The sequence below is a fragment of the Variovorax paradoxus genome, assembly GCF_030811855.1.
In the GTDB taxonomy this organism is placed as follows: domain Bacteria; phylum Pseudomonadota; class Gammaproteobacteria; order Burkholderiales; family Burkholderiaceae_C; genus Variovorax; species Variovorax paradoxus_L.
In genome coordinates this window covers 611,740-634,188 of sequence record NZ_JAUSRN010000002.1, presented here as the reverse complement: position 1 = coordinate 634,188, position 22,449 = coordinate 611,740, and the positions used below count along the sequence as shown (strand labels likewise).

Sequence of the window (22,449 nt, the reverse complement as noted above, 5' to 3'; positions counted from 1 at the left end):
GGTTTTCTCCCCGATGAAAAACGACCTTCAATGGATGCAAGCGCAGATCGTTGCGCTACGCGACGTGACGCCGACGGTACGCGAGTTCGAACTGCGGCCGGATTCCGGCTATGCCGCCACCTACGAGCCCGGTTCGCACCTGCAGGTGCAGGTGATGGCGGCCCATGGCAAGCTGCAGACGCGCTCGTATTCGCTGGTGGGCGAGGGCGACGGCCAGTGCTGGCGCATTGCCGTCAAGCGGCTCGACGACGGCCGCGGCGGCTCGCTCGCCATGTGGCGCCTGGCCGTCGGCGACCGGCTGCAGGTGAGTGCGCCGCAGAACCACTTTGCGCTCGACCTCTCCGCGCCTGGCTACCTGCTGGTGGCCGGCGGCATCGGCATCACGCCGCTGGTGATGATGGCAGAGCGCCTGGGCGACCACGCGCGGCGCAGTGGCGTGCCGGTGAAGATGCTCTACGGCGCGCGCCATGCGGGCGAATTGGCCTATCTCGATAAATTGCGCACGGCCCTTGGCGACGACGTCGTCGCGCATGAGGGCGCGGCGCCCATCGACTTCGCGGCCGCCATCGCGGCGCTGCCGCCCGGCGGCCAGCTCTACACCTGCGGCCCTGTGCCCATGCTCGAGGCGGTCAAGCGCGCATGGCAAGCCTCGGGCCGAGCGCCGGCGGACCTGCGCTTCGAAACCTTCGGCAGCAGCGGCCGGCTTCCGACGCAGGCCTTCACCGTACGCATTCCCCGGCACGACCTGGCGATCACCGTGCCGGCCGACTGCACCTTGCTCGAAGCCCTGGACGCCGCCGGCGTGGAAACGCTCTGGGACTGCAAGCGCGGCGAGTGCGGCCTGTGCGCCATGGACGTGCTCGCGGTCGATGGCGAAATCGACCACCGCGACGTGTTCCTGAGCGAACAAGAGAAGCAGGCAGCCACTCGCATCTGCGCCTGCGTGTCGCGGGCCGTCGGCACCCTCACGCTCGATTCCGCGTACCGGCCCGACAGCTGAGAACGCGTTGCGCGATCATCGCGCAGTTCATTTGTTCATCGCGCACCAAAGGTCCGGCCCAGGGGCGGAGTAGGTGATTGTCTGCTCCGCCGGATGTTGCAAAGTGTTGAAAAATAGCCCGGTATCCGCTTTCGTCGTACAAGGAAAAACCTCATGCAAAGACGCCAACTCATCCAGACCGCAGGCTTCACGGCGCTTGCGCTTTCCATGTCGCTTGCCAGTGCGCAGGACAGCAACAAGTTCAAGATCGGCCTCATCCTGCCCATGACCGGCCAGCAGGCGTCCACCGGCCGGCAGATCGAAGCGGCGGCGCGGTTGTACATGGCGCAGAACGGCGACACCGTGGCGGGCAAGAAGATCGAGCTCATCATCAAGGACGACGTGGCCACGCCCGACGTGACCAAGCGCCTGGCGCAGGAACTCATCGTCAACGACAAAGTGAACGTGATCGCGGGCTTCGGCGTCACGCCGGCCGCACTGGCCGCCGCGCCGCTTGCTACCCAATCGAAGACGCCGCAGGTGGTAATGGCCGCCGCCACGTCGAGCATCACCGAGGCCTCGCCCTACATCGTGCGCACCAGCTTCACGCTGCCGCAGGTGTCGGTGGCCATGGGCGACTGGGCGCCGAAGAACGGCGTGAAGACGGTGGTCACGCTGGTGGCCGATTACGGCCCCGGCAACGACGCCGAGAAGTTCTTCAGCGAGCGCTTCCAGCTCAATGGCGGCAAGGTGGTCGAGAAGCTGCGCGTGCCGCTGCGCAACCCCGACTTCGCGCCGTTCCTGCAGAAGGTGCGTGATGCCAAGCCCGACGCGTTGTTCGTCTTCGTGCCCTCAGGTGCCGGCGCGGCGGTGATGAAGCAGTTTCTGGAGCGCGGCATGGACAAGGCCGGCATCCGCATGATCGCCACTGGCGATGTGACCGATGACGACCAGCTCAACGACATGGGCGAAGGCGCGCTGGGCGTGGTCACCTCGCACCACTACTCGGCCGCGCATCCGTCGCCCGCGAACAAGAAGTTCGTCGAAGCCTTCCAGAAGGCCAACCCGAAGATGCGCCCCAATTTCATGGCCGTCGGCGGCTATGACGGCATGCGCGTGATCTATGAAGCCCTGAAGGCCACCAAGGGGCAGGGTGGCGGCGATGCGCTGCTGGCCGCCATGAAGGGCCAGATTTTCGAGAGCCCGCGCGGGCCGGTGTACATCGATGCGCAGACGCGCGACATCGTGCAGGACGTGTATCTGCGCAAGGTCGAGAAGAAAGACGGGCAGCTCTACAACGTCGAGTTCGACGTGATTAAAGGCGTGAAAGATCCGGGCAAGGCGAAGTAACTGCCTCCAGGGCGGCGCTCCCGCCGACGGGGTACCTTGCTCCGCGAATGTCCCCCGGCCTGCGGCCTCCTCCTTTATTTCGCTGCGCAAGGCACCCCATCGACAAGATCGTTGGACAAAGCGGTCGTTGATCAGCGGTGCACCAGCAGCGCGTCCATGTGCACAGGGCATCGGGTGCTCCCCGCAGCGAAATAAAGGAGGAGGCGAAGCCGGGGGACATTCGCGGAGGGGAGTACCCGGTGGCCTGTGCACGCGCCCTGAACAGTGCGCCTAAAACGAAGAACCAACGCGAGCCAAGCAAACGCCGTAGCGGAACACTGACATGTTGACCATTCTTTTCGACGGCATCGCCTACGGCATGCTGCTCTTTGTGCTCGCCGTGGGGCTGGCCGTGACGCTCGGGCTGATGAACTTCATCAACCTCGCGCACGGTGCCTTTGCCATGGCGGGCGGGTACCTCACCGTGTTTGCGATGCAGAAGCTGGGCGTGCCGTTTCTGGCCTGCCTGCCGCTCGCGTTCATCGTGGTGGCATTGGCCGGGGCGCTGCTCGAGCGTACGCTCTACCGGCCGATGTACGGCAAGCCTCATCTCGACCAGGTGCTGTTCTCCATCGGCCTTGCGTTCATGGCGGTGGCGGCCGTCGACTACTTCGTCGGCTCGTCGCAGCAGAACATCCAGTTGCCCGAATGGCTACGTGGCCGCACCGAGATCGGCGATGGGGCATTCCTGCTCGGCATGGGGCACTACCGGCTCTTCATCATCGCCGTGTGCGCCGTGCTCACGGTGGTGCTCCAGCTCATTCTCTCGAAGACGCGCTTCGGCAGCCGGCTGCGGGCCGCGGTCGACGATCCGCGCGTGGCGGCGGGGCTGGGCATCAACGTCAATATCGTGTTCCTGCTGACCTTCGCGGTGGGATCCGGGCTCGCGGGGCTGGGCGGTGCACTGGGCGCCGAGATCCTCGGGCTCGATCCGACCTTTCCGCTCAAGTACATGATCTATTTTCTGATCGTGGTGTCGGTCGGCGGCACCTCGTCGATCACCGGGCCGCTCGCGGCCGCACTGCTGCTCGGCATTGCCGACGTGGCGGGCAAGTACTTCATTCCCAAGATGGGTGCGTTCACCGTCTACCTGCTCATGATCCTGATTTTGATGTGGCGTCCCCAGGGCCTATTCACGCGCAAGGGAGGCCGCTGAATGAGCGCACCTTCGTCGTACGAATCGGCCTTGCTGCACAAGGCGCGCTGGCGCCCGCTCGAGTTCGTGGTGTGGGCCGTGGCCTTCGCGCTGCCCTTCGTCATGCCCTCGCATTCGCTGCTGGTCAACGAGATCGCCATCGTCGCGCTGTTCGCGATGTCGCTCGACCTGATCCTTGGCTACACCGGCATCGTGTCGCTCGGCCATGCCGCATTCTTCGGCTTCGGCGCCTACACCGCGGCGCTGTTCGCCAAGCTCGTGATGCCGGACCCGACCGTCGGCCTGGTGCTGGCCACCGCGCTGTCGGCGCTGCTGGGCCTCGTGGCCAGCGTGACGATCCTGCGCGGCAGCGACCTGACGCGGCTGATGGTCACACTCGGCACCGCGCTGCTGTTGCTCGAACTCGCCAACAAGCTCGACTGGCTCACCGGCGGCGCCGACGGCCTGCAGGGCGTGGTGATGGGACCGGTGCTCGGCGTGTTCGAGTTCGACCTCTTCGGCCGCACAGCTGCCTGGTATTCATTGAGCGTGATGCTCGTGCTGTTCCTCGTGATGCGCCGGCTCGTGCATTCGCCCTTCGGCGCCACGCTGAAGGCGATCCGCGACAACCGGCTGCGCGCCATGGCCATCGGCATTCCGGTGGTGTCGCGGCTCGTTGTCATCTACACCGTGGCCGCCGGCATTGCCGGTGCCGCGGGTGCGCTGCTGGCGCAGACCACCGGCTTCGCCTCGCTCGACGTGCTGGCCTTCGACCGCTCGGCCGACGTGCTGCTGATGCTGGTGATCGGCGGCGTGGGCTGGCTCTATGGCGGCGTGGCGGGCGCCATCGTCTTCAAGCTGCTGCAGAACTGGCTCTCGGCCGTGACGCCGCAATACTGGATGTTCTGGATCGGCCTGCTGCTGGTGCTGCTGGTGCTCGTGGGGCGCGACCGCGTGCTCAAGCCGTGGACGTGGCTGGGCAAGAAGAAGGGGGGCGCGGTATGACCGAAACGGTGCTCTCGACGCAGGGGTTGGTGATGCGTTTCGGCGGCATCACGGCCACCAACAACGTCACGATGGAACTCAAGCGCGGCGCGCGCCATGCGCTGATCGGCCCCAATGGCGCCGGCAAGACCACGCTCATCAACCTCTTGACCGGCGTGCTCACGCCGACCGAAGGCCGCATCTCGCTGCTGGGCGAAGACATCACGACCCTGGCGCCGCACAAGCGCGTGGCGCGCGGGCTGGTGCGCACCTTCCAGATCAACCAGCTGTTCGATTCGATGACGCCGCTCGAGACGCTGGCACTCGTTGTGTCGCAGCACCAGGGCATCGCATCGCAATGGTGGCGCCCGCTGGGGGCCACCAAGGCCGTGACGGAACGCGCGGCGCAACTGCTGGAGCAGTTTCATCTGGGCGACGTGGCGCAGCAGCAGACCAAGTTCATGGCCTATGGCAAGCGCCGCTTGCTGGAGATTGCAATCGCACTGGCCTGCGAGCCGCGCGTGCTGCTGCTCGACGAGCCCGTGGCAGGCGTGCCCGCTGGCGAGCGCGAAGAGTTGCTGGAGACCGTGGCGGCATTGCCGGCCGACGTGTCGGTGCTGCTGATCGAGCATGACATGGACCTGGTGTTCAGTTTTGCAGACCGCATGACGGTGCTTGTCAACGGGACGTTGCTGACGGAAGGCGACCCCGAAACCATCGCCAACGATCCGAAGGTGAAAGAGGTCTACCTCGGCCACGGGGAGCATGCCCATGTCTGAACTGCTGCGCATCGAGAACCTGAGCGCCGGCTACGGCGAAGCCGTGGTGCTGCACGACGTGGCGTTCGCGCTCGGCGAGGGCCAGACGCTGGCGCTCCTGGGCCGCAACGGCACGGGCAAGACCACGCTGATCAACACGCTGGCGGGGGCCACGCGGCAGCACGGCGGAACCATCTCGCTCGGTGGGCAGGCCCTGCACAAGCTGGCGCCCCACCAGCGCGCCGCGGCCGGCATCGGCTGGGTGCCGCAGGAGCGCAACATCTTCAAGTCGCTCACTGTGCATGAGAACCTCACTGCGGTGGAGCGGCCGGGCAGGCCCGGAGGGACTTCCAATCCCTGGAACCCGCAGCGCGTCTACGAGATGTTTCCGCGCCTGGCCGAGCGCAAGACCAATCTCGGCACGCAGCTTTCGGGCGGCGAGCAGCAGATGCTCGCGGTGGGCCGCGCGCTGGTGCTGAACCCGAAGCTGCTGCTGCTCGACGAGCCGCTCGAAGGGCTGGCGCCGATCATCGTCGAGGAACTGCTCCGCGCCATTCGCCGCATCACACAAGACGAAGGCCTGGCCGCGATCATCGTGGAGCAGCACCCGCAGGCGATCCTCGCGATTTCCGACCACGCGGTGGTGCTCGATCACGGCACCATCGTTCACACCGACAGCGCAGCGGCATTGCGCAGCCAGCCGCAGGTGCTCGAACGGTTGCTGGGCGTGGCCCGGTAGCAATTCCGACGACGAAGAAGAAGGAGACAGACACATGGCGATCCCGAAGACCCTGTTTCGCGGGGGCGCCATGTTGGCCTCCGCCGTGCTGCTTGCGGCATGCAGCACCACCGGGCCGCAGAGCCTCCCGCTCGGCGCCAATCCTGCAGCGGCTTGCGCGGCGCTCGCGGCCCCGGTTGCACCCGCGGCCATCGGCCTGCCGAGCGGCGCGGCGACGATCGATTCCGCAACGCTGGTGCCTGCGTCCGCACTGGCTGTCGCAGAACGCGGCCCCAGCCCCGCATCGCGCATCACACCGCCCACGCCTGCGCACTGCAAGGTGCTGGGCCGCATCGCGCCGCTCGATCCCAGCGCGCCGTCGATCCTGTTTCAGGTCAACCTGCCGCTCGCGTGGAACGGCCGCAGCGTGCAGTACGGCGGCGGCGGGTTCAACGGCGTGCTGATCACCGGCCTCTCGCTGGTGCCAGCCGGCCGCTTCGACCAGCCCACGCCGTTGGCGCAGGGCTACGTGACCTACGGCACCGACTCCGGCCACCAGAACGTGGCCGGCCAGCCGCCGCAGGCCTTTGCGCTCAACGACGAAGCGCTGGTCAACTTTGCGCACGCCTCGTACAAGAAGGTGCGCGACGTGGCGGTGGCGCTGATGCAGCGCGCCTACGGCCAAGCGCCGCAAAAGCTGTATTTCGTGGGCAGTTCCGAAGGCGGGCGCGAGGCGCTCACCATGGCGCAGCGCTATCCGCAGGACTTCGACGGCATCTTCAGCCGCGTGCCGGTCATCAACTGGACGGGGCTGCAGCACGCCGGCACGCGCAACGGCATTGCTACCTTCGGCGAAGGGTGGCTCCGGCCGGCGCAGGTGCAACTGGTGCAGGACGCCGTGCTGGCGTCGTGCGATGCGGCGGACGGCGCGGCGGACCGCATCGTGTCGAACCCCGTGGCCTGCTTGCAGCGCTTCGATCCCGCGAGCCTGCGCTGCGCCGCCGGCACCAGCGGCGACAACTGCCTCAACGATGCGCAGGTGCAGGCGGTGCGCACGCTGCGTTCGCCGTGGCGCTCGCCCGTGCCACTGGCCAACGCCGTGGCGGTATACCCCGGCTGGGGCATTGGCGGGGAGGGCACGCCGGCCTTTGCGTCGATGGGTGGCTGGAACGCTTGGTGGACTGGTACGGCTGCACCGACCGTGCCGCCGCAGCCGAGCAATGGCATTGCATGGTTCTACGGCAGCGGCGCGCTGCAGTATTTCTATGCGCGCAACCCGTCCCTCGACGTGCGCAACTACCGCGCGGAAGACTTTGCCGCGCGCATCGCCACCGTGTCGCAGCTGATGGATTCGACCAACCCCGACCTCGGCGCCTTCCAGGCGCGCGGCGGCAAGCTGCTGATGCTCGAACACATGGCCGACTACGCGCAGAGCCCGTTCGCCGGCATCCTTTATTACGAATCGGTGGTGGCACGCATGGGGCGCGACAACACGGACCGCTTCATGCGCCTTTACACCGCGCCGGGCGTTGACCACGTGGGCAGCGGGGCCCCGGCCAACGTCGACATGCTCGCCGCGTTGGCAGATTGGGTCGAGCGGGGCCGCGCACCGGCGGGCCTGCACCTCGCCGAGCAGGAAGTGCAGCCGCCGTTCCGCATCGTTCGCTCGCGTCCGCTGTGCGAGTGGCCGCTGTGGCCGCGCTACACGGGCGGCGACGTGTCGCAGGCCGCGAGCTTCCAGTGCAGCAGGTAACGTGGCGCGACTGAACGCCTAGATCGCGCAGCTGTCCGGACCGCACGACGCCGAGCCGGTGGCGGCATCCGCTTCCACGGGCACGGGCGGCACGAGCTTTGTCAGCTGCGCCTTCCATTCCTCAGGCCGGCCAAGCCAAGGGCCGATGTCGACGCGGCTTGCGGTGCCGTCCGCCTGCGACAACACGAAGGTCGGAAAACCCTGGCCGCCTGCGCGTTGCAGCCACTGGCGGCTTTCGGCCATGTGCTTGGACGTTGCTTCGCCCGACAGGCGCGCGAACGCCGAGGAAAACGCATCCGGATCGAAGCCGAGCTCTTTGGCGATTGCAGCGAGCACCTGCGCTTCGGCGATGCGCCGGCCTTCGACGTAATGCGCGCGCTGGAGCCGATGGATCATGTCCAGCCCGCCGCCGGCGCGCAAGGCTTCGGCCGCGAGGATGGCGGTGGTCGGCGGTTCGGAATCCATCACCGCGCCGATATCGCGCAGCAGGCCCTCGAAGTAGGCTTCCCCAAAAGGCTGGCCCGTGAGCTCGGCGATGCGGCGGTCGTGCGGCAACACGTAGTCGCGCCACTGCGGAGTGATGGGGCGCCGATTGGCACCGGTCATCATGCCGCCGCCGTGAAACGCCACCTCCAGGCCCGGCACGTTGCGCGCGGCGTCGACCAGCGGTGCCGCCGCGTAGCACCAGCCGCACATCGGATCGAAAATGTAGTGCAGCGTGGCGCCGGACGTTGAAGTGGTGTTGTCGTTCATTGCGTGATTTCCTTTGCCCGAATGTTAGGTTTCAGGAACGGAAACAAAAACCCCGCTTTCGCCAATGAACAGTTTCTGATTCCGTTCGAGTCTGGGGTCTAGCGATCCGTTGCGCACTGCTCCAGATGCGCCACCAGCAGTTGCGCCGCCAGCGACAGCGTCGCTACATCGCGAAAGCAGATCGCAAAGCGCCGGCGCGCCCAGGCATCGGTAAGCGGCATCAGCCGGAGGCGGTAGGTGTCGGCAAAGGGCTGCGCCACTTCCGCCGGCACCACACTGATGGCGAGGCCGGCGCGCACCACGCGCAGGGCGGCGTCGAAGTTGGTCACCAGCACTCGATAGACCAGCGGCTTGCCCGCCACGGCCGCCTCGCGGGCCAGCATCAGCTGTACGGCGCTCAGCGCGGGCATGCCGACGAACTCGTGATCGAGCACGTCCTTGAACCGCACCTTGCCGCGCCGCGCCGCCGGGTGCGAGGGGTGCGCCACGATGGCCAGGTGGTCGCTGCGGTAGCTGCGCCGCTGCAGGCCGTCGAGGTCGGCGGCGTCCCAGCACAGGCCGATCGAGGCGCTTCCCTCGCGGATGCCGCGCACGATCTCCGGGCTCACGCGCTCTTCCATGTCGATCCGGATGTCGCGGTGTGCCGGGTTCTGCAGAAAGTTGGCGACGTCCTCGGCCAGGGATTCGGCCAGCACCGAGGCCGAGGCGAGGATTCGAACATGCCCCTGTGCACCGCCGGCATAGGCCGCCATGTCTCGCTCGATGCGCTGAGCGCTGCCGAGCATGGCGCGCGCATGTTCCAGCAGCGTTTCGCCGGCCGCGGTCGGCACCACGCCGCGCCGTTTGCGCAGCAGCAACGGCGTGCCCACCGTGTCCTCCAGCTGCGCCAGGCGCTTGCTGATGGCCGAGCCGACGATGCTGGCCTGCTCGCCCGCGCGCGCGATGCTGCGCGTTTCGCAGACGGAGACGAAGAGGCGGAGGGTGGTCAAGTCGAGGTCGCGCATGGGGGCTCCGGTCGAGCGATGTGATATTCCATTTTGGAACGAATTGGCTTCCAAAATCTATTTTCTGAATCGAATAGGAACTTCTAACATCAGCGCCAGACCTTCAAAGGAGACACCTTGAACGAAGCCACGGTTGCGCCCGCAGCGCACGCTTTTCTGCCGCCCCGCGCGGTCGTCCGCGAATCGGGGTTGCGCGACGGCCTGCAGAGCATTGCGCGAACATTGCCCACGGCGCAAAAACTCGAATGGATTCGCGATGCGCATGCCGCTGGGCAGCGTGAGATCGAAGTCGGCTCCTTTGTGCCCGCGCGTCTGCTGCCGCAGCTGGCCGACACGGCCGAGCTGCTGGCGTATGCCAAGACGCTGCCGGGGCTCTTCGCCTCGGTGCTGGTGCCCAATCTCAGGGGCGCCGAACTCGCCATTGCGGGCGAGGCCGATCTGATGATGGTCCCGCTGTCGGCCAGTCATGCGCACAGCCTTGCCAATCTGCGCAAAACGCCAGACGAAGTGGTGGCCGAGGTCGCGCGCATCCGTGCGGCACGCGACGCCGCAGGCTCGAAGACCCTGATCGATGGCGGTGTCGGCACGGCCTTCGGCTGCACGATCCAGGGCCACGTGGCGCCCGACGAGGTGCTGCGCCTGATGCAGGCGCTGCTCGACGCCGGCGCCGACCGCGTGAGCCTGGCCGACACCGTCGGCTATGCCGATCCCGCGATGGTGCGCAGCCTGTTCGAGCGCGCAAGGCGCATCGCGGGCGACCGCCTGTGGTGCGGCCATTTCCACGACACGCGCGGCCTCGGGCTCGCCAACGTCTATGCGGCGCTCGAAGTCGGCATCCCGCGCTTCGATGCCTGCCTGGCCGGCATCGGCGGCTGCCCGCATGCGCCCGGGGCCAGCGGCAACGTGGACACCGAAGATCTCGTGTTCATGCTCGAGAGCATGGGCGTTGGCACCGGCATCGATCTGCCGACGCTGCTCGACCTCCGCCGGCGCGTGGCCGCCTGGCTGGAGGGCGAGACACTGCAGGGCACCGTGTGGCGCGCGGGTTTTCCGAAGACCTTCGTGGCGACGGCGGGAGCAGCGGCATGAGCGCGAACACCGAAGAAAAACGCCTGCCGCTCACCGGCATCCGCGTGGTCGAGTTCACGCACATGGTCATGGGCCCGACCTGCGGCATGGTGCTGGCCGACCTGGGTGCGGAGGTCATCAAGGTCGAGCCGATCGACGGCGACCGCACGCGGCACCTGCTGGGCGCGGGCGCCGGTTTCTTTCCCATGTTCAACCGCAACAAGAAGAGCATCGCGCTCGACCTGCGCCACCCGCAGGGGCTCGAAGCGGCGATGCGCCTGTGCGCCACGGCCGACGTGGTGGCACAGAATTTCAGGCCCGGCACCATGGAGAAGTACGGGCTCGGCCATGCCGCGCTCAGCAAGCTCAATCCGCGCCTGGTGTACGTGAACCACACCGGCTTTCTGCCAGGCCCCTACGAGCATCGCACCGCGCTCGACGAGGTGGTGCAGATGATGGGCGGCCTGGCCTACATGACGGGCCGGCCCGGCGACCCGCTGCGCGCCGGCACCAGCGTGAACGACATCATGGGCGGCATGTTCGGTGCCATCGGCGCCATGGCCGCGCTGATGCAGCGCACTCAGACCGGCAAGGGCCAGGAGGTGCAGTCCGCGCTGTTCGAAAACAACGTGTTCCTGGTCGGCCAGCACATGCTGCAATACGCCATCACGGGCCAGGCCGCGGCGCCGATGCCCGAGCGCATCTCGGCCTGGGCGCTGTACGACGTGTTCACTGTGAAGGACGGCGAGCAGATCTTCCTGGCCGCGGTGAGCGACGCGCAATGGACGGTGTTCTGCGACGCGCTGGGCTTCGACGACCTGAAGGCCGACCCTGCCTTGCGCACCAACAACGACAGGGTGCGGCTGCGGCCCATGCTGCTGGCGGACTTGCGCAAGCGGCTGGCCGACCGCCCGGCCGCCGAACTGTCGGCGATCTTCGAAGCACGGGGCCTGCCTTTCGCGCCGATCGTCCGGCCCGAAGACCTCTACGAGGATCCGCACCTGAAAGCGACTGGGGGCCTCGCCGACATCCGCCTCCCCGATGGCGAACGCGCCGGGCAGACGGCGCAGACGACGCTGTTCCCGATCACGTTGGGCGGCCAGCGGCTGGGCGTGCGCCTGGACCCGCCGACACTGGGCGAGCACACGCGCGAACTGCTCGCCGAGCTCGGCTATGCGGAGTCGCAGATGGCGGCGATGCAGGCTGAATCGGCCGTTGCCTGAACGCGTTTTTCGAAGACATACAAAAGAGAGACAAGACCATGCACAAGATTCTTCCCCCCATGACCCGCCGTGCCGTATTGGGCTTCGGCGCCTCCGCCGCCGCGCTGGCCGCATGCCCCGTGCTCGCGCAGGGCTCCGACAAACCCATCCGCTTCATCCTGCCGATCAGCGCCGGTTCGGGCGTAGACGCCATCGTGCGCGCGGCCTCGGTGGCGCTTGGCAAGGCCTTCGGCCAGCCGGTGGTGATCGAGAACCTGCCCGGTGCGGGCGGCATCACCGGCACGTCGGCGCTCGTCAAGGCGGCGCCCGACGGGCTCACGCTGGGCATGGTGTCGAACAACCACGTCATCAACCCGGCGGTGTACAAGAAGATGCCCTTCGACGCCATCGCCGACGTGACGCCGATCAGCGTGGTGGGCGCGACGCCGCTGGTGCTGGTGGTCAATCCGAAGCTGCCCGCCAAGAACGTGAGGGAGCTGGTGGCGCTGCTGCGCGCCAAGCCCGAGGGCTACAACTACGCCTCGTCGGGCAACGGCACCATCATTCACCTGGCCGGCGAAATGTTCATGGACGAGGCCGGCGTGAAGGCGCGGCACATTCCCTACAAGGGCACGGGCCCGATGGTCACCGACATGATCGCGGGTCAGGTCGAGATGGGCGTGGTGGCGCTCCCCGCGGTGCAGCCGCACCTCAAGAGCGGCGCGCTGCGCGCCATCGGCCTGTGCGGCCCCACGCGCTCGCCGGCCGCGCCCGAGATTCCGACCATCGCGGAGCAGGGCCTCCCCAACTACGTGGTCGAAGGCTGGTTCGCGGTCATCGGCCCGCCGAAGATGCAGGCCGCCGACATCCAGCGCGTACATGATGCCGTGGCCGCAGCGTTCACGAGCGCCGAGGTGCGCGACGCCATGGACAAGCAAGGCAACGTCATCAAGCCGACTTCGCCCGAGCAGGCCGCGAGCTACTTCCGCAGTGAAGCGGCGCGCTATGCGGCGCTGGTGAAGAAGGCCAACGTCGTGCTCGAGTAGGCTCTGAGCCTTGTTCCCTTACGCCGGTCCCACCGCGCGATAGAGCGCACGCACGAAGTCCGATTGCGTGATCATTCCGACGAGGCGCCGCTCGCCGTCGATGATCGGAATGTGGTGGTGCCCGCCTTCCGAGAAAAGCGGCACCAGGTCGACCACGGGCCGCTCGGCGCTGGCCACGCGCACCTGGCGCGTCATGATCTGTCCGACCACCTCGGGCTTGTTCGAGACGACGGTGCGCGTGGCGCGGATCAGATCGCGCAGCTTTCCGGCAATGCCTTCGTGGTGCTCAAGGTCGAGCAGGCGAAAGAAGTCGGCCTGGGTCACGATGCCGACCACGCGGCGCGTGCGGTCGGTGACCGGCAGCGCCTTGATGCGGCGCTGGGTCATCAGCATCCAGGCCTCCTGCAGCGGCGTGCCGAACTCCACCGACACCGGGTCGCGCGACATGATGTCGCCGCAGTGCAGCGTGCCGAGCCGGCGCTTGTAAGACTCCAGCTCGGTCTGCTGGATCAGCGACTCGAGGTCGTCGCGGCTGATGTCCAGCACCTGGTTGTAGCGGGCCAGCACCGCATCGATGTCGGCCTGGCTGAAACGCGCATCGGCCGAGGGCGGCCGCACCACCTGCACGTGGGGATAGCGCCTGCCCGTGAAGGTGTTGTAGGCCACGCCCGCCAGCACCAGCAAGAGCGAATTGGTAAAGGTGGGGAACAGCGCCGCCGAGAAGTGGTCGGTGTGCGTGAGCACCGCGAGCAGTGCCGCGGCCCCGCCCGGCGGATGCAGGCTGCGACTGGCGAACATCAACCCGATGGCCGCGCCCACAGCGACGGCCGCGGCCCAGGCCGGATCGGGTATCCAGCGGACGCAGGCGATGCCCACCACGGTGGACAGCGTGTTGCCGACGATGACCGACCAGGGCTGTGCCAGTGGACTCGCAGGCACGGCAAACACCAGCACAGCGCTCGCGCCCATCGGCGCAATGAGCCAGATGCTGACGTCCACCGCTTCCGCCATCCAGCGGCACAGCAGCGCGGTGATCAAAAGGCCGATGGCCGCGCCGGCCACGGCACGCATGCGCTCGCGCGCATCGACGGTGTTGCGGCCCGGCAGCCAGGCACGCGCATGCGTTAACAAGGCAGGAAGCTGTGGCATGGCGTCAGACCTCCGCAGCGACCCGGCGGCCGATTTCGGGCCACTGCCCATGCAACCAGACCCAAGCGACCAGGCCGATGCCCAGCATCAGCGTGGAGGTGAGCGCCAGTGCCAGCGTCGAATGCATGACCAGCGGTGCCACTACACCAGCCACCACGCCGTTGGCGGTGGAGCCGATCACCGCCTGCAGCGAAGAGGCCATGCCCCGCCGTTCGGGATGAAGATCGAGCACCAGCAGGGTCACGACCGGCACCATCAGCGCCCAGCCGAAGGCGAACACAGCCAGCGGCCACAGCGCCCACGCGGCGTGCGCGGTGAAGAGCGAGTTGGCCACCACGTTGACGAGCGAAGTCACCAGCATGATCAGAAAGCCGTCGCGGATCTGCCGCTTGGGCGCCACCTTGCCAGCCATGCGGCCGCTGGCCCATGCGCCCGACATGATGCCGCCGATGGTCAGCAGGAAGAACCAGAAGAACTGGGTTGGCGCCAGCGCGAGGTGGTCGCCGAGGAAGGCGGGCGCGGCCAGCACGTAGAGGAACATGCCGTTGAACGGAACACCGCTTGCAAACGCGAGCAGCAGAAAGCGCGGGTCGGAGCAGAGGTCCCAGTAGCCGCGCATCAGGTGCCGCACCTGGAACGGCTGGCGCTGGCTCTGGTGCAGCGTTTCGGGCAGCAGCTTGTAGTTGGCCACGAACAGGATCACGCCGACTGCGACCAGGAACCAGAAGATGGCGTGCCATCCGGCATGCACGAAAAGAAAACCGCCGACGATCGGCGCAATGGCCGGCGCGACGCCGAAGTAGATGGTCACCTGGCTCATCACGCGCTGCGCATCGGCGGGCGGGAACATGTCGCGGATCACGGCGCGCGAGACCACGATGCCCGCGCCGGTCGAGAGGCCCTGCAGCCCACGGAACAGCACCAGCTGCGCAATGTTCTGCGACAGCGCGCAGCCCAGCGAGGCCAGCGTGAACACCGCCAGTCCCCACAGCACCACGGGCCGGCGTCCGAAGCTGTCCGACAGTGCGCCATGGAACAGGTTCATGAACGCAAAGCCGAAGAGGTAGGCCGAAAGCGTTTGCTGCATTTCGGCCGGCGTGGCGCCGATGGAGCGCGCAATGCCCGAGAAGGCCGGAATGTAGGTGTCGATGGAAAAGGGACCGAGCATGCCTAGCACGGCGAGCAGCACGGCAAGCGCCCAGCGCGGGGCTTGCCAGAGCTTGGCTGCATCGGGATTCATGGGAGTTGCTCCATTTTTCTTATCGGTAGGGGCCAAAAAGAAAGCGCCCTTGCGGGCGCCTCCTCGTCAGAGAGAAATACCGGAGACCGGCTCAGAGCGTATCAATAAAGCTGCGCAATTTGTCGGAACGCGAAGGATGCTTGAGCTTGCGCAGTGCCTTTGCTTCGATCTGGCGAATGCGCTCGCGGGTCACGTCGAACTGCTTGCCGACTTCTTCCAGCGTGTGGTCCGTGCTCATCTCGATGCCGAAGCGCATGCGCAGCACCTTGGCTTCGCGCGGCGTGAGGCTATCGAGAATGTCCTTCACCACGTCGCGCAGGCCCGCCTGCATGGCGGCTTCGATGGGCGCTGTGTTGCTGCTGTCCTCGATGAAGTCGCCCAGGTGCGAATCGTCGTCGTCGCCGATGGGGGTTTCCATCGAGATCGGCTCCTTCGCGATCTTCATGATCTTGCGGATCTTGTCTTCCGGGATCTCCATCTTGGCCGCCAGGATGCCGGCGTCGGGCTCGAAGCCGAACTCCTGCAGATGCTGGCGCGAGATGCGGTTCATCTTGTTGATGGTCTCGATCATGTGCACCGGGATGCGGATGGTGCGCGCCTGGTCGGCGATGGACCGGGTGATGGCCTGGCGGATCCACCACGTGGCGTAGGTCGAGAACTTGTAGCCGCGGCGATATTCGAACTTGTCGACCGCCTTCATGAGGCCGATGTTGCCTTCCTGGATCAGGTCCAGGAACTGCAGGCCGCGGTTCGTGTACTTCTTGGCGATGGAGATGACGAGGCGCAGGTTGGCCTCGATCATTTCCTTCTTGGCGTCGCGCGAGGACGATTCGCCCTCGTTCATGCGCTTGTTGATTTCCTTCAGCTGCGTGAGCGGCACCACCACGCGCGACTGGATGTCGGTGAGCTTCTGCTGCAGTTCCTGCACCGGCGGAATGTTGCGCGCGAGCACGGCGCTCCAGGGCTTGCCGGCGGCGGCCTGCTTCTCGACCCACTTCAGGTTCAAGAGGTTCGATGCGATGCGGTTGCCGCTCTTGTCGTAGCCCGAGAAGTCGCGAATGAACTCGTCCTGCGGGAAGCCGCACTTGTCCACGATGATGCGGCGCAGCTCGCGTTCCTTTTTGCGCACGTCGTCGACCTGCGTGCGAACCAGGTCGCACAGCTTCTCGATGGTCTTGGCCGTGAAGCGGATGGTCATGAGCTCGTCCGACAGGGCCTGCTGGGCCTTCTGGTAGGCCGGCGTGCCGTAGCCTTCCTTGTCGTAGATCTTGTGGACCTTCTCGAACATCCCCGCGATGCGGTCGAAACGCTCGAGCGCGTCGCGCTTGAGTTCCTCGAGCTTCTTGGTGAGCGCCTTGGAGCCGCCCTTGCCGTCGTCGTCGTCTTCCTCGTCGAATTCGTCGAAGTCTTCTTCGGCCACGTAGTCGTCGGCCTCGTTCGGGTTCGAGAAGCCGTCCACCACGGTGGAGATGACGACCTTGCCTTCACGGATATCCGCGGCCAGGCGCAGGATTTCGGCAATGGTGGCGGGGGAGGCCGAGATGGCTTCCATCATGGCCATCAGGCCGCCTTCGATGCGCTTGGCGATTTCGATTTCGCCTTCGCGCGTCAAGAGCTCGACCGTGCCCATTTCACGCATGTACATGCGGACCGGGTCGGTGGTGCGGCCGAACTCGCTGTCCACCGTGGAGAGCGCGGCTTCGGCTTCTTCCTCGGCTTCTTCGACCGTGGTGGCCGTGGGCGCGGTGTTGTTCAGCAGCAGGGTTTCGGCGTCGGGCGTTTGCTCGTACACCGCCACACCCATGTCGTTGAGCATGGTGACCACGACTTCCATGGTCTCGGCGTCGACCAGCTTGTCGGGCAGGTGGTCGGAGATTTCGCCGTGCGTGAGGTAGCCGCGGGTCTTGCCGAGCGTGATCAGGGTCTTCAGGCGCGAGCGGCGCTTGGCCAAGTCTTCTTCAGAGAGCACGGTCTCGTCGAGGCCGAACTCCTTCATCAAGGCGCGTTCCTTCGCCTTGCTGATCTTCATGCGCAGCGGCTTGACCTTTTCCTCGGTGGTCGTTGCGGTTGCCGGTTCGTCGCCGACCAGATCCTCCTCGATGTCCGACAGGTCGATGTCGCTCTCGGGGGCGTCATTGCCAGCCTTGGGCTTGCGGCCGCGCTTGGCGCCGGTGGCGGGCGCGGCGGCGCCGGCAGCCTTGGGCGGACGGCCTACTTTCTTGGCGGCAGGGGCGGCGGCAACCGTCTTGGCGGCAGCTTTTTTCGGATCGTCGATGACAGTCGATTTCGTGGGCACGGTTTTCACTTTCGTTGCGGCTGCCGATTTGGACGCGGCGGCACCCGACTTAGTTGCCGGCATAGCGCCAGCTTTCAACGGTTTTTCTGAGACAGACTTTGGGGCGGCGCCTTTGGCGAGGGAAGGAGCAGGCTTCTTTGAACTGGGCATACGACCTCGTTACAGCAAGATGGACCAAGCGAAATCACAGGCGCACCGCCACATAGGCAGCGCCACCACAGCCCGCGCACAGGCACGGGCAATACTCAAAGCCCGCGCACAGGCACGGACAAAACAATTGGGAAAGAGGAAGAAAATTCCTCGTCAGGCAAGATGTCGGGCGAACATTTGGTGTGCAGTCCTTGCGGTAAGTGACCCTTTCCGTCGGATGTTTTCCGTTGGAGTGCGTTGCGCTAGGGGTCGGCCCGGAGGTGCTGCTGTCGCTCTTGCCTAATTTCGCCAGTTGCGAAGCCTTACATTATAGCCTACTGCGCAAATTTCAAGCAGTTTTATGACCCTGACGACTTGAGGCGGGCGCGCAATTCGAGTCTTCGCGCCTCCAGCGCCTTGTAGCGCTCCAGGGCCTTGGGGTCCGAGCCCACGGCGGCTATGGCCTCGCTCTGCTGAGCCTTGAGGAGGTCATCGAGCATGAAGTCGAGCACGCTCGAAAGCTCCTTGGCGGCGTCGCTCAGATGCTGCGCTTCCTCGCCTTCGGCGGGCGGGGCGCTCTCCGAGACAGCCATGAGGCGCTCCGCCAGCGGTTCGAAATCGAGCCCGCGCATGCCTTCGCGCAGCGCCGCCCAGGGCTGCACGCCATGCTCGTGCAGTTGGCTGTCGAGCCAGGTAAAAAGCGCCCCGTGCGCACCGGGCAGGTCGCATAACATGACGTGAAGCTCGTGCGACAGGGCGTCCCACTGCGCCATGTTGGACAGCAGGAGCCGCACCGCCACGTCGGGCCGGCTCGGCGGCTTGCCACGACCGCGCAGCGGCTCGATGGGCGCCTCGAACTTGCCGCCCCAGCGCTTGCCTTTGGTGAACTTGCCCCGTGGCTTGCTATCGTTTTCGTAGCGCGGCTGTTCGTATTCCGACGGCGGCGGCATGTCGGAGTAGTCGAACGGGTCGCCCGGCTCATTGCCATGGCGCGGCGAAGGCGCCGCTGCGGCCTTGCGCGGGCCGGGCGTGGCGGCCCAGAGCTCCGACAAGGCGGCCGCGTCGAGCTGCACCAGCGTGGCGATCTCGCTCAGCATCTGCCGCTTGAGCGCGCCGTCGGGCATGGCGCTCCAGAGCGGCCGGGCATTGCTGCTCATGTGGGCGCGGCCTTCGGCGGCGGTGAGGTCGCAGCCTTCGCGCGCGGCCTCGATCATGAAGCGCGAGAGCGGGGTGGCTTCCTGCACGAAGCGGGCGAAAGCGTCGGCGCCGAATTCGCGGATGAAGCTGTCGGGGTCGTGCTCGGCCGGCAGGAACAAGAACTTGATGCTGCGCACGTCGGTGGCATAGGGCAGGGCGCCATCGAGAGCCTTGCGCGCGGCGCGCCGGCCGGCCGCATCGCCGTCAAAGCTGAACACCACCGACTCGGTGAAGCGGAAGAGCTTTTGCACGTGCTCGGTGGTACAGGCCGTGCCTAAGGTGGCCACCGCGTTCGGGAACCCGAGCTGGGCCAGCGCCACCACGTCCATGTAGCCCTCGGTCACCAGCGCATAGCCGCGCTCGCGGAAGGCGGCGCGCGCCTCGTACAGGCCGTAGAGTTCCCGGCCCTTGCTGAACACCGGGGTTTCGGGCGAATTGAGGTATTTGGGCTTTTCGTCGCCGAGCACCCGGCCGCCGAAGCCGATGCATTCGCCCTTCACGTTGCGGATCGGGAACATCACGCGGTCGCGGAAGCGGTCGTAACGCTTGGCGTCTTCGGCGCCGTCCTCGGTGTTGACGATCACCAGCCCGCTTTCGGCGAGCAAGGGGTCGTCGTAGTCGGGAAACACGCTGGCCAGGGTGCGCCAGCCCGCGGGCGCATAGCCGATGCCGAACTGTTTGGCCACTTCGCCGGAGACACCCCGGCCCTTCAGGTATTCGATGGCGCCTGGCGCCTGCCGCAAGGCCTTGCGGTAGGCCTCGCCGGCTTTTTCGAGCACGTCGGTCAGCGTGGCCTGCTTCTGGCGCTGGTTCGCTGCGCGCGCACGTTCGGCGGGGGAGGCATCGTCTTCGGGCACCTGCAGGCCGTATTGGCCGGCGAGGTCGTGCACCGCCTCGACAAAACCCATGCCGGCGTGCTCCATGAGAAAGCCGATGGCGTTGCCATGCACACCGCAGCCGAAGCAGTGATAGAACTGCTTGGTCGGGCTGACCGAGAAAGAGGGCGATTTTTCGCCATGGAACGGGCACAGCCCCATGAAATTGGCGCCGGCCTTCTTGAGCTGCACGTAACGCCCGACGATTTCCACCACATCGGCGCGGGCGATGAGTTCCTGGATGAAAGAGGCGGGGATGGTCATGTAGGCGAAGAGCGGCAAATCATACGCAAGCGGCCGAACGCCCGCGCGCGGGCGCCATACTCGGAGTGACCCGGAGTCCACGGATGACGACGCCCAAACCATTGCACCACGCCGCACCGCTGTTGCTGCGCCATCCCTTGAATTTTGTCTGGGATGCACTCAAGGCCTTCCGCGCCAACCAGGGCCTGCTGCTCGCGGGCGCGGTGGCCTACTACGCGCTGCTGTCCATCGTGCCGCTTTTGATCGTGAGCGTCATTGCGATGTCGCACCTGATCGAGCAGGCCGAACTGCTGCGCACCATCGGCAGGTATCTGGAATGGCTGCTGCCGGGCCAGTCGAAGGCGATTGTCACGGAGCTGTCGAACTTTCTCGACCATCGCGACGTGATGGGCCCCGTACTGCTGGTGACAATGATTTTCTTCAGCTCGCTGGCCTTCAGCGTGCTCGAAAGCGCCATGGCGGTGATCTTTCACCACCGCAAGGCCGACCACCGGCGGCATTTTCTGGTTTCCGCCGTCATGCCGTACCTGTACATCCTGTTCCTGTGCGTGGGCCTGGTGCTGATGACGCTGGTGTCGGGCGCACTGCAGCTGGTCGGGCAGGAAAGCGTCGACCTGTTCGGGCGCGACTGGTCGCTGTCGGGTGTGTCGGGGATGCTGCTCTACCTGCTGGGGCTCGGCGGCGAGATTTTCATGCTGACCTCGCTCTACCTCGTGATGCCGGCGGGCCGCATGTCGCTGCGCCACGCGCTGCTCGGCGGCGCGACGGCCGCGCTCCTATGGGAGGGCACGCGGCATGTGCTGATCTGGTACTTCTCGACGCTTTCGCAGGTCAACGTGGTCTACGGCTCGCTCACAACGGCCATCGTGGTGCTGCTGAGTCTGGAGATTGCCGCCACGCTCGTGCTGCTGGGCGCCCAGGTCATCGCCCAGTACGAGCGCCTGGACCGCACCGGCAGCACGGCGGTTCCGCCGATTACCGGGGCGGAAGTCGAATCGCTCCGTCGAGACGAATCACCTCCCCGTTGAGCATGTCGTTCTCGATGATGTGCTTCGCGAGCTTGGCATAGTCCTCGGGCGTGCCCAGGCGGGAGGGGAAGGGCACGCTGGCGGCCAATGCGTCCTGCACTTCCTGCGGCATGCCAAAGAGCATGGGCGTGCCGAAGATGCCGGGGGCGATGGTCATGTTGCGTATGCCGTTGCGGGCCAGGTCGCGCGCGATGGGCAGCGTCATGCCGACCACGCCGCCCTTGGAAGCGCTGTAGGCCGCCTGACCCATCTGGCCGTCGTAGGCCGCCACCGAGGCGGTCGAGATCAGCACGCCGCGCTCGCCGGTGGCTTCGGGCTCGTTCTTGCTCATGGCCTCGGCCGCGAGGCGGATCATGTTGAAGCTGCCGATCAGGTTGACCGTAACGGTCTTGCTGAACACCGCCAGCGCGTGCGCGCCGTTCTTGCCGACGGTTTTCTCGGCCGGGGCGATGCCCGCGCAATTGACCAGGCCCACCAGCTTGCCGAGCTTCTGCGCCGCGGCAACCGCCGTCTGGCCATCGGCCTCCTGGCTCACGTCGCACTTGACGAACACGCCGCCGATGCCCTGGGCGACGGCTTCGCCCTTTTCAGCCTGCATGTCGGCCACGACCACCTTGCCGCCATTCGCCGCCAACATGCGCGCCGTGCCTTCGCCAAGGCCCGAAGCGCCACCGGTCACGATAAAAACCTTGCCGTCGATCTGCATTGAGAGTCTCCTGAAATGAGACTTGCATTATCCAAGCCAGAAACACCGAGGAACCGGCTTTGCCGGGCCTCTGTGTTGCCCCCGGTAGGGGGAGGGAGAAGCGACACGAAGTGCGCGCAGCCTGGGGGGCGAGCAAAAGTGCTCAAAAAAAAGGCCTCATCCGAGGATGAGGCCTGAATTGGATCCGTGAGGACCCAAGGAGACAACTTGTGTAGCGGGCGGCTTAGCGCTTGCGCGTGGTGGTCGCGGTCTTGGCGGCGGCAACAGCTTGCGACGACACGGCGTTGAAGTTGGCTTCAGCGACGTCGGAAGCTTGCTTGACAGCCTTCTGGACCGATTCGAAAGCGTTGTTGGCGGCAGCCACGGCGCTCTTCAGCACGGCGACGGCGGTTTCCGAGCCGGCGGGTGCGTTCTTGGAAGCGCTGTCGACCAGGCCGACGAAGGTTTGCTGGGCTTCAGCAGCCTTGGTTTCGAAAGCCTTGGTGAATTCGGCGCCGGTGCCTTGGGCGATGTCATACAGATGACGGCTGTAGGCGGCGGTCTTTTCGGCCAGGGGCTGGAACAGGCTGGCTTGCAGCGTCAGCAGTTCTTGCGCGTCCTTGACGTTCAGGGCGGCTTGAGCGGTGCCAGCGGCCTCGACCAGCGCAGCCTTGGAAGCCGTCACGTTCAGTTCGACGAGCTTCTCCACGCCTTCGAAAGCCTTGGTGGTCAGGCCGAACAGGGTTTCGAGGTTTGCTTTTTGGGCGGCGAGGATTTGGTCAGCGGTCAGGGCCATT

General features: G+C 66.3%; 19 protein-coding genes. 11 read left to right on the top strand and 8 right to left on the bottom strand.

Annotated elements, in window-relative coordinates:
* Window positions 1-13 precede the first annotated feature (13 nt).
* The 7 genes from J2X92_RS07805 to J2X92_RS07775 all read left to right on the top strand — a co-directional run bounded on the left by J2X92_RS07805 (window position 14) and on the right by J2X92_RS07775 (window position 7,716).
* Window positions 14-1,000, top strand: coding sequence for a PDR/VanB family oxidoreductase (locus J2X92_RS07805; RefSeq protein WP_307574697.1), 987 nt, complete (start codon window positions 14-16; stop codon window positions 998-1,000).
* A gap of 153 nt (window positions 1,001-1,153) precedes the next feature.
* The gene (locus tag J2X92_RS07800; protein ID WP_307574695.1) at window positions 1,154-2,329 is read left to right on the top strand and encodes an ABC transporter substrate-binding protein; all 1,176 of its coding nucleotides are present in this window, start codon (window positions 1,154-1,156) and stop codon (window positions 2,327-2,329) included.
* A gap of 322 nt (window positions 2,330-2,651) precedes the next feature.
* Complete coding sequence (locus tag J2X92_RS07795; RefSeq protein WP_307574694.1) at window positions 2,652-3,524, top strand: branched-chain amino acid ABC transporter permease; 873 nt, start codon at window positions 2,652-2,654, stop codon at window positions 3,522-3,524.
* The gene (locus tag J2X92_RS07790; RefSeq protein WP_307574693.1) at window positions 3,525-4,508 is read left to right on the top strand and encodes a branched-chain amino acid ABC transporter permease; all 984 of its coding nucleotides are present in this window, start codon (window positions 3,525-3,527) and stop codon (window positions 4,506-4,508) included.
* Window positions 4,505-5,266, top strand: a complete 762-nt coding sequence (locus J2X92_RS07785) for an ABC transporter ATP-binding protein (RefSeq protein WP_307574692.1) — start codon at window positions 4,505-4,507, stop codon at window positions 5,264-5,266. Before J2X92_RS07790 ends, J2X92_RS07785 begins: the two co-directional genes overlap by 4 nt.
* Window positions 5,259-5,984 (top strand): ABC transporter ATP-binding protein, encoded by a 726-nt coding sequence (locus tag J2X92_RS07780; RefSeq protein ID WP_307574691.1) that lies wholly within the window; start codon window positions 5,259-5,261, stop codon window positions 5,982-5,984. Before J2X92_RS07785 ends, J2X92_RS07780 begins: the two co-directional genes overlap by 8 nt.
* A gap of 34 nt (window positions 5,985-6,018) precedes the next feature.
* Complete coding sequence (locus J2X92_RS07775) at window positions 6,019-7,716, top strand: tannase/feruloyl esterase family alpha/beta hydrolase (protein ID WP_307574689.1); 1,698 nt, start codon at window positions 6,019-6,021, stop codon at window positions 7,714-7,716.
* Window positions 7,717-7,734: 18 nt separating this feature from the next.
* Here J2X92_RS07775 and J2X92_RS07770 read toward each other — a convergent pair whose 3' ends face one another.
* Both J2X92_RS07770 and J2X92_RS07765 read right to left on the bottom strand, forming a co-directional pair.
* Window positions 7,735-8,469: a DsbA family protein gene (locus tag J2X92_RS07770; RefSeq protein ID WP_307574688.1), complete on the bottom strand. Its 735-nt coding sequence runs from the start codon at window positions 8,467-8,469 to the stop codon at window positions 7,735-7,737.
* A 98-nt stretch (window positions 8,470-8,567) separates the two neighbouring features.
* The gene (locus tag J2X92_RS07765; protein ID WP_307574686.1) at window positions 8,568-9,473 is read right to left on the bottom strand and encodes a LysR family transcriptional regulator; all 906 of its coding nucleotides are present in this window, start codon (window positions 9,471-9,473) and stop codon (window positions 8,568-8,570) included.
* A gap of 117 nt (window positions 9,474-9,590) precedes the next feature.
* Between J2X92_RS07765 and J2X92_RS07760 the strand changes: the two genes are divergently transcribed.
* The 3 genes from J2X92_RS07760 to J2X92_RS07750 are packed head-to-tail and all read left to right on the top strand — an operon-like array spanning window position 9,591 to window position 12,789.
* Window positions 9,591-10,562: a hydroxymethylglutaryl-CoA lyase gene (locus tag J2X92_RS07760; protein ID WP_307574684.1), complete on the top strand. Its 972-nt coding sequence runs from the start codon at window positions 9,591-9,593 to the stop codon at window positions 10,560-10,562.
* Window positions 10,559-11,764: a CaiB/BaiF CoA transferase family protein gene (locus J2X92_RS07755; RefSeq protein ID WP_307574683.1), complete on the top strand. Its 1,206-nt coding sequence runs from the start codon at window positions 10,559-10,561 to the stop codon at window positions 11,762-11,764. The genes J2X92_RS07760 and J2X92_RS07755 overlap by 4 nt, the downstream gene beginning before the upstream one ends.
* Window positions 11,765-11,802: 38 nt before the next feature.
* Window positions 11,803-12,789: a tripartite tricarboxylate transporter substrate binding protein gene (locus J2X92_RS07750; protein ID WP_307574681.1), complete on the top strand. Its 987-nt coding sequence runs from the start codon at window positions 11,803-11,805 to the stop codon at window positions 12,787-12,789.
* Between the two features lie 18 nt (window positions 12,790-12,807).
* Here J2X92_RS07750 and J2X92_RS07745 read toward each other — a convergent pair whose 3' ends face one another.
* From J2X92_RS07745 to dnaG, 4 genes are all read right to left on the bottom strand, one after another.
* Window positions 12,808-13,938 (bottom strand): HPP family protein, encoded by a 1,131-nt coding sequence (locus J2X92_RS07745; RefSeq protein ID WP_307574678.1) that lies wholly within the window; start codon window positions 13,936-13,938, stop codon window positions 12,808-12,810.
* Between the two features lie 4 nt (window positions 13,939-13,942).
* Complete coding sequence (locus J2X92_RS07740) at window positions 13,943-15,178, bottom strand: multidrug effflux MFS transporter (RefSeq protein ID WP_307574676.1); 1,236 nt, start codon at window positions 15,176-15,178, stop codon at window positions 13,943-13,945.
* A 91-nt stretch (window positions 15,179-15,269) separates the two neighbouring features.
* Window positions 15,270-17,624 carry an RNA polymerase sigma factor RpoD gene (rpoD, locus tag J2X92_RS07735; RefSeq protein WP_307574673.1) on the bottom strand — a complete coding sequence of 785 codons (2,355 nt, stop codon included), beginning with the start codon at window positions 17,622-17,624 and terminating at the stop codon, window positions 15,270-15,272.
* A 338-nt stretch (window positions 17,625-17,962) separates the two neighbouring features.
* Complete coding sequence (dnaG, locus tag J2X92_RS07730; RefSeq protein WP_307574670.1) at window positions 17,963-19,939, bottom strand: DNA primase; 1,977 nt, start codon at window positions 19,937-19,939, stop codon at window positions 17,963-17,965.
* An 83-nt stretch (window positions 19,940-20,022) separates the two neighbouring features.
* Here dnaG and J2X92_RS07725 point away from each other — a divergent pair, with 83 nt between their 5' ends.
* Window positions 20,023-20,967: a YihY/virulence factor BrkB family protein gene (locus tag J2X92_RS07725; protein WP_307574668.1), complete on the top strand. Its 945-nt coding sequence runs from the start codon at window positions 20,023-20,025 to the stop codon at window positions 20,965-20,967.
* On the opposite strand, the gene J2X92_RS07720 is transcribed toward J2X92_RS07725, so the two are convergent.
* Both J2X92_RS07720 and J2X92_RS07715 read right to left on the bottom strand, forming a co-directional pair.
* Window positions 20,915-21,673, bottom strand: a complete 759-nt coding sequence (locus J2X92_RS07720; RefSeq protein WP_307574667.1) for a 3-hydroxyacyl-CoA dehydrogenase — start codon at window positions 21,671-21,673, stop codon at window positions 20,915-20,917. The genes J2X92_RS07725 and J2X92_RS07720 overlap by 53 nt on opposite strands.
* 223 nt (window positions 21,674-21,896) lie before the next feature.
* Window positions 21,897-22,448 carry a phasin family protein gene (locus tag J2X92_RS07715; protein WP_028258895.1) on the bottom strand — a complete coding sequence of 184 codons (552 nt, stop codon included), beginning with the start codon at window positions 22,446-22,448 and terminating at the stop codon, window positions 21,897-21,899.
* Window position 22,449 lies beyond the last annotated feature (1 nt).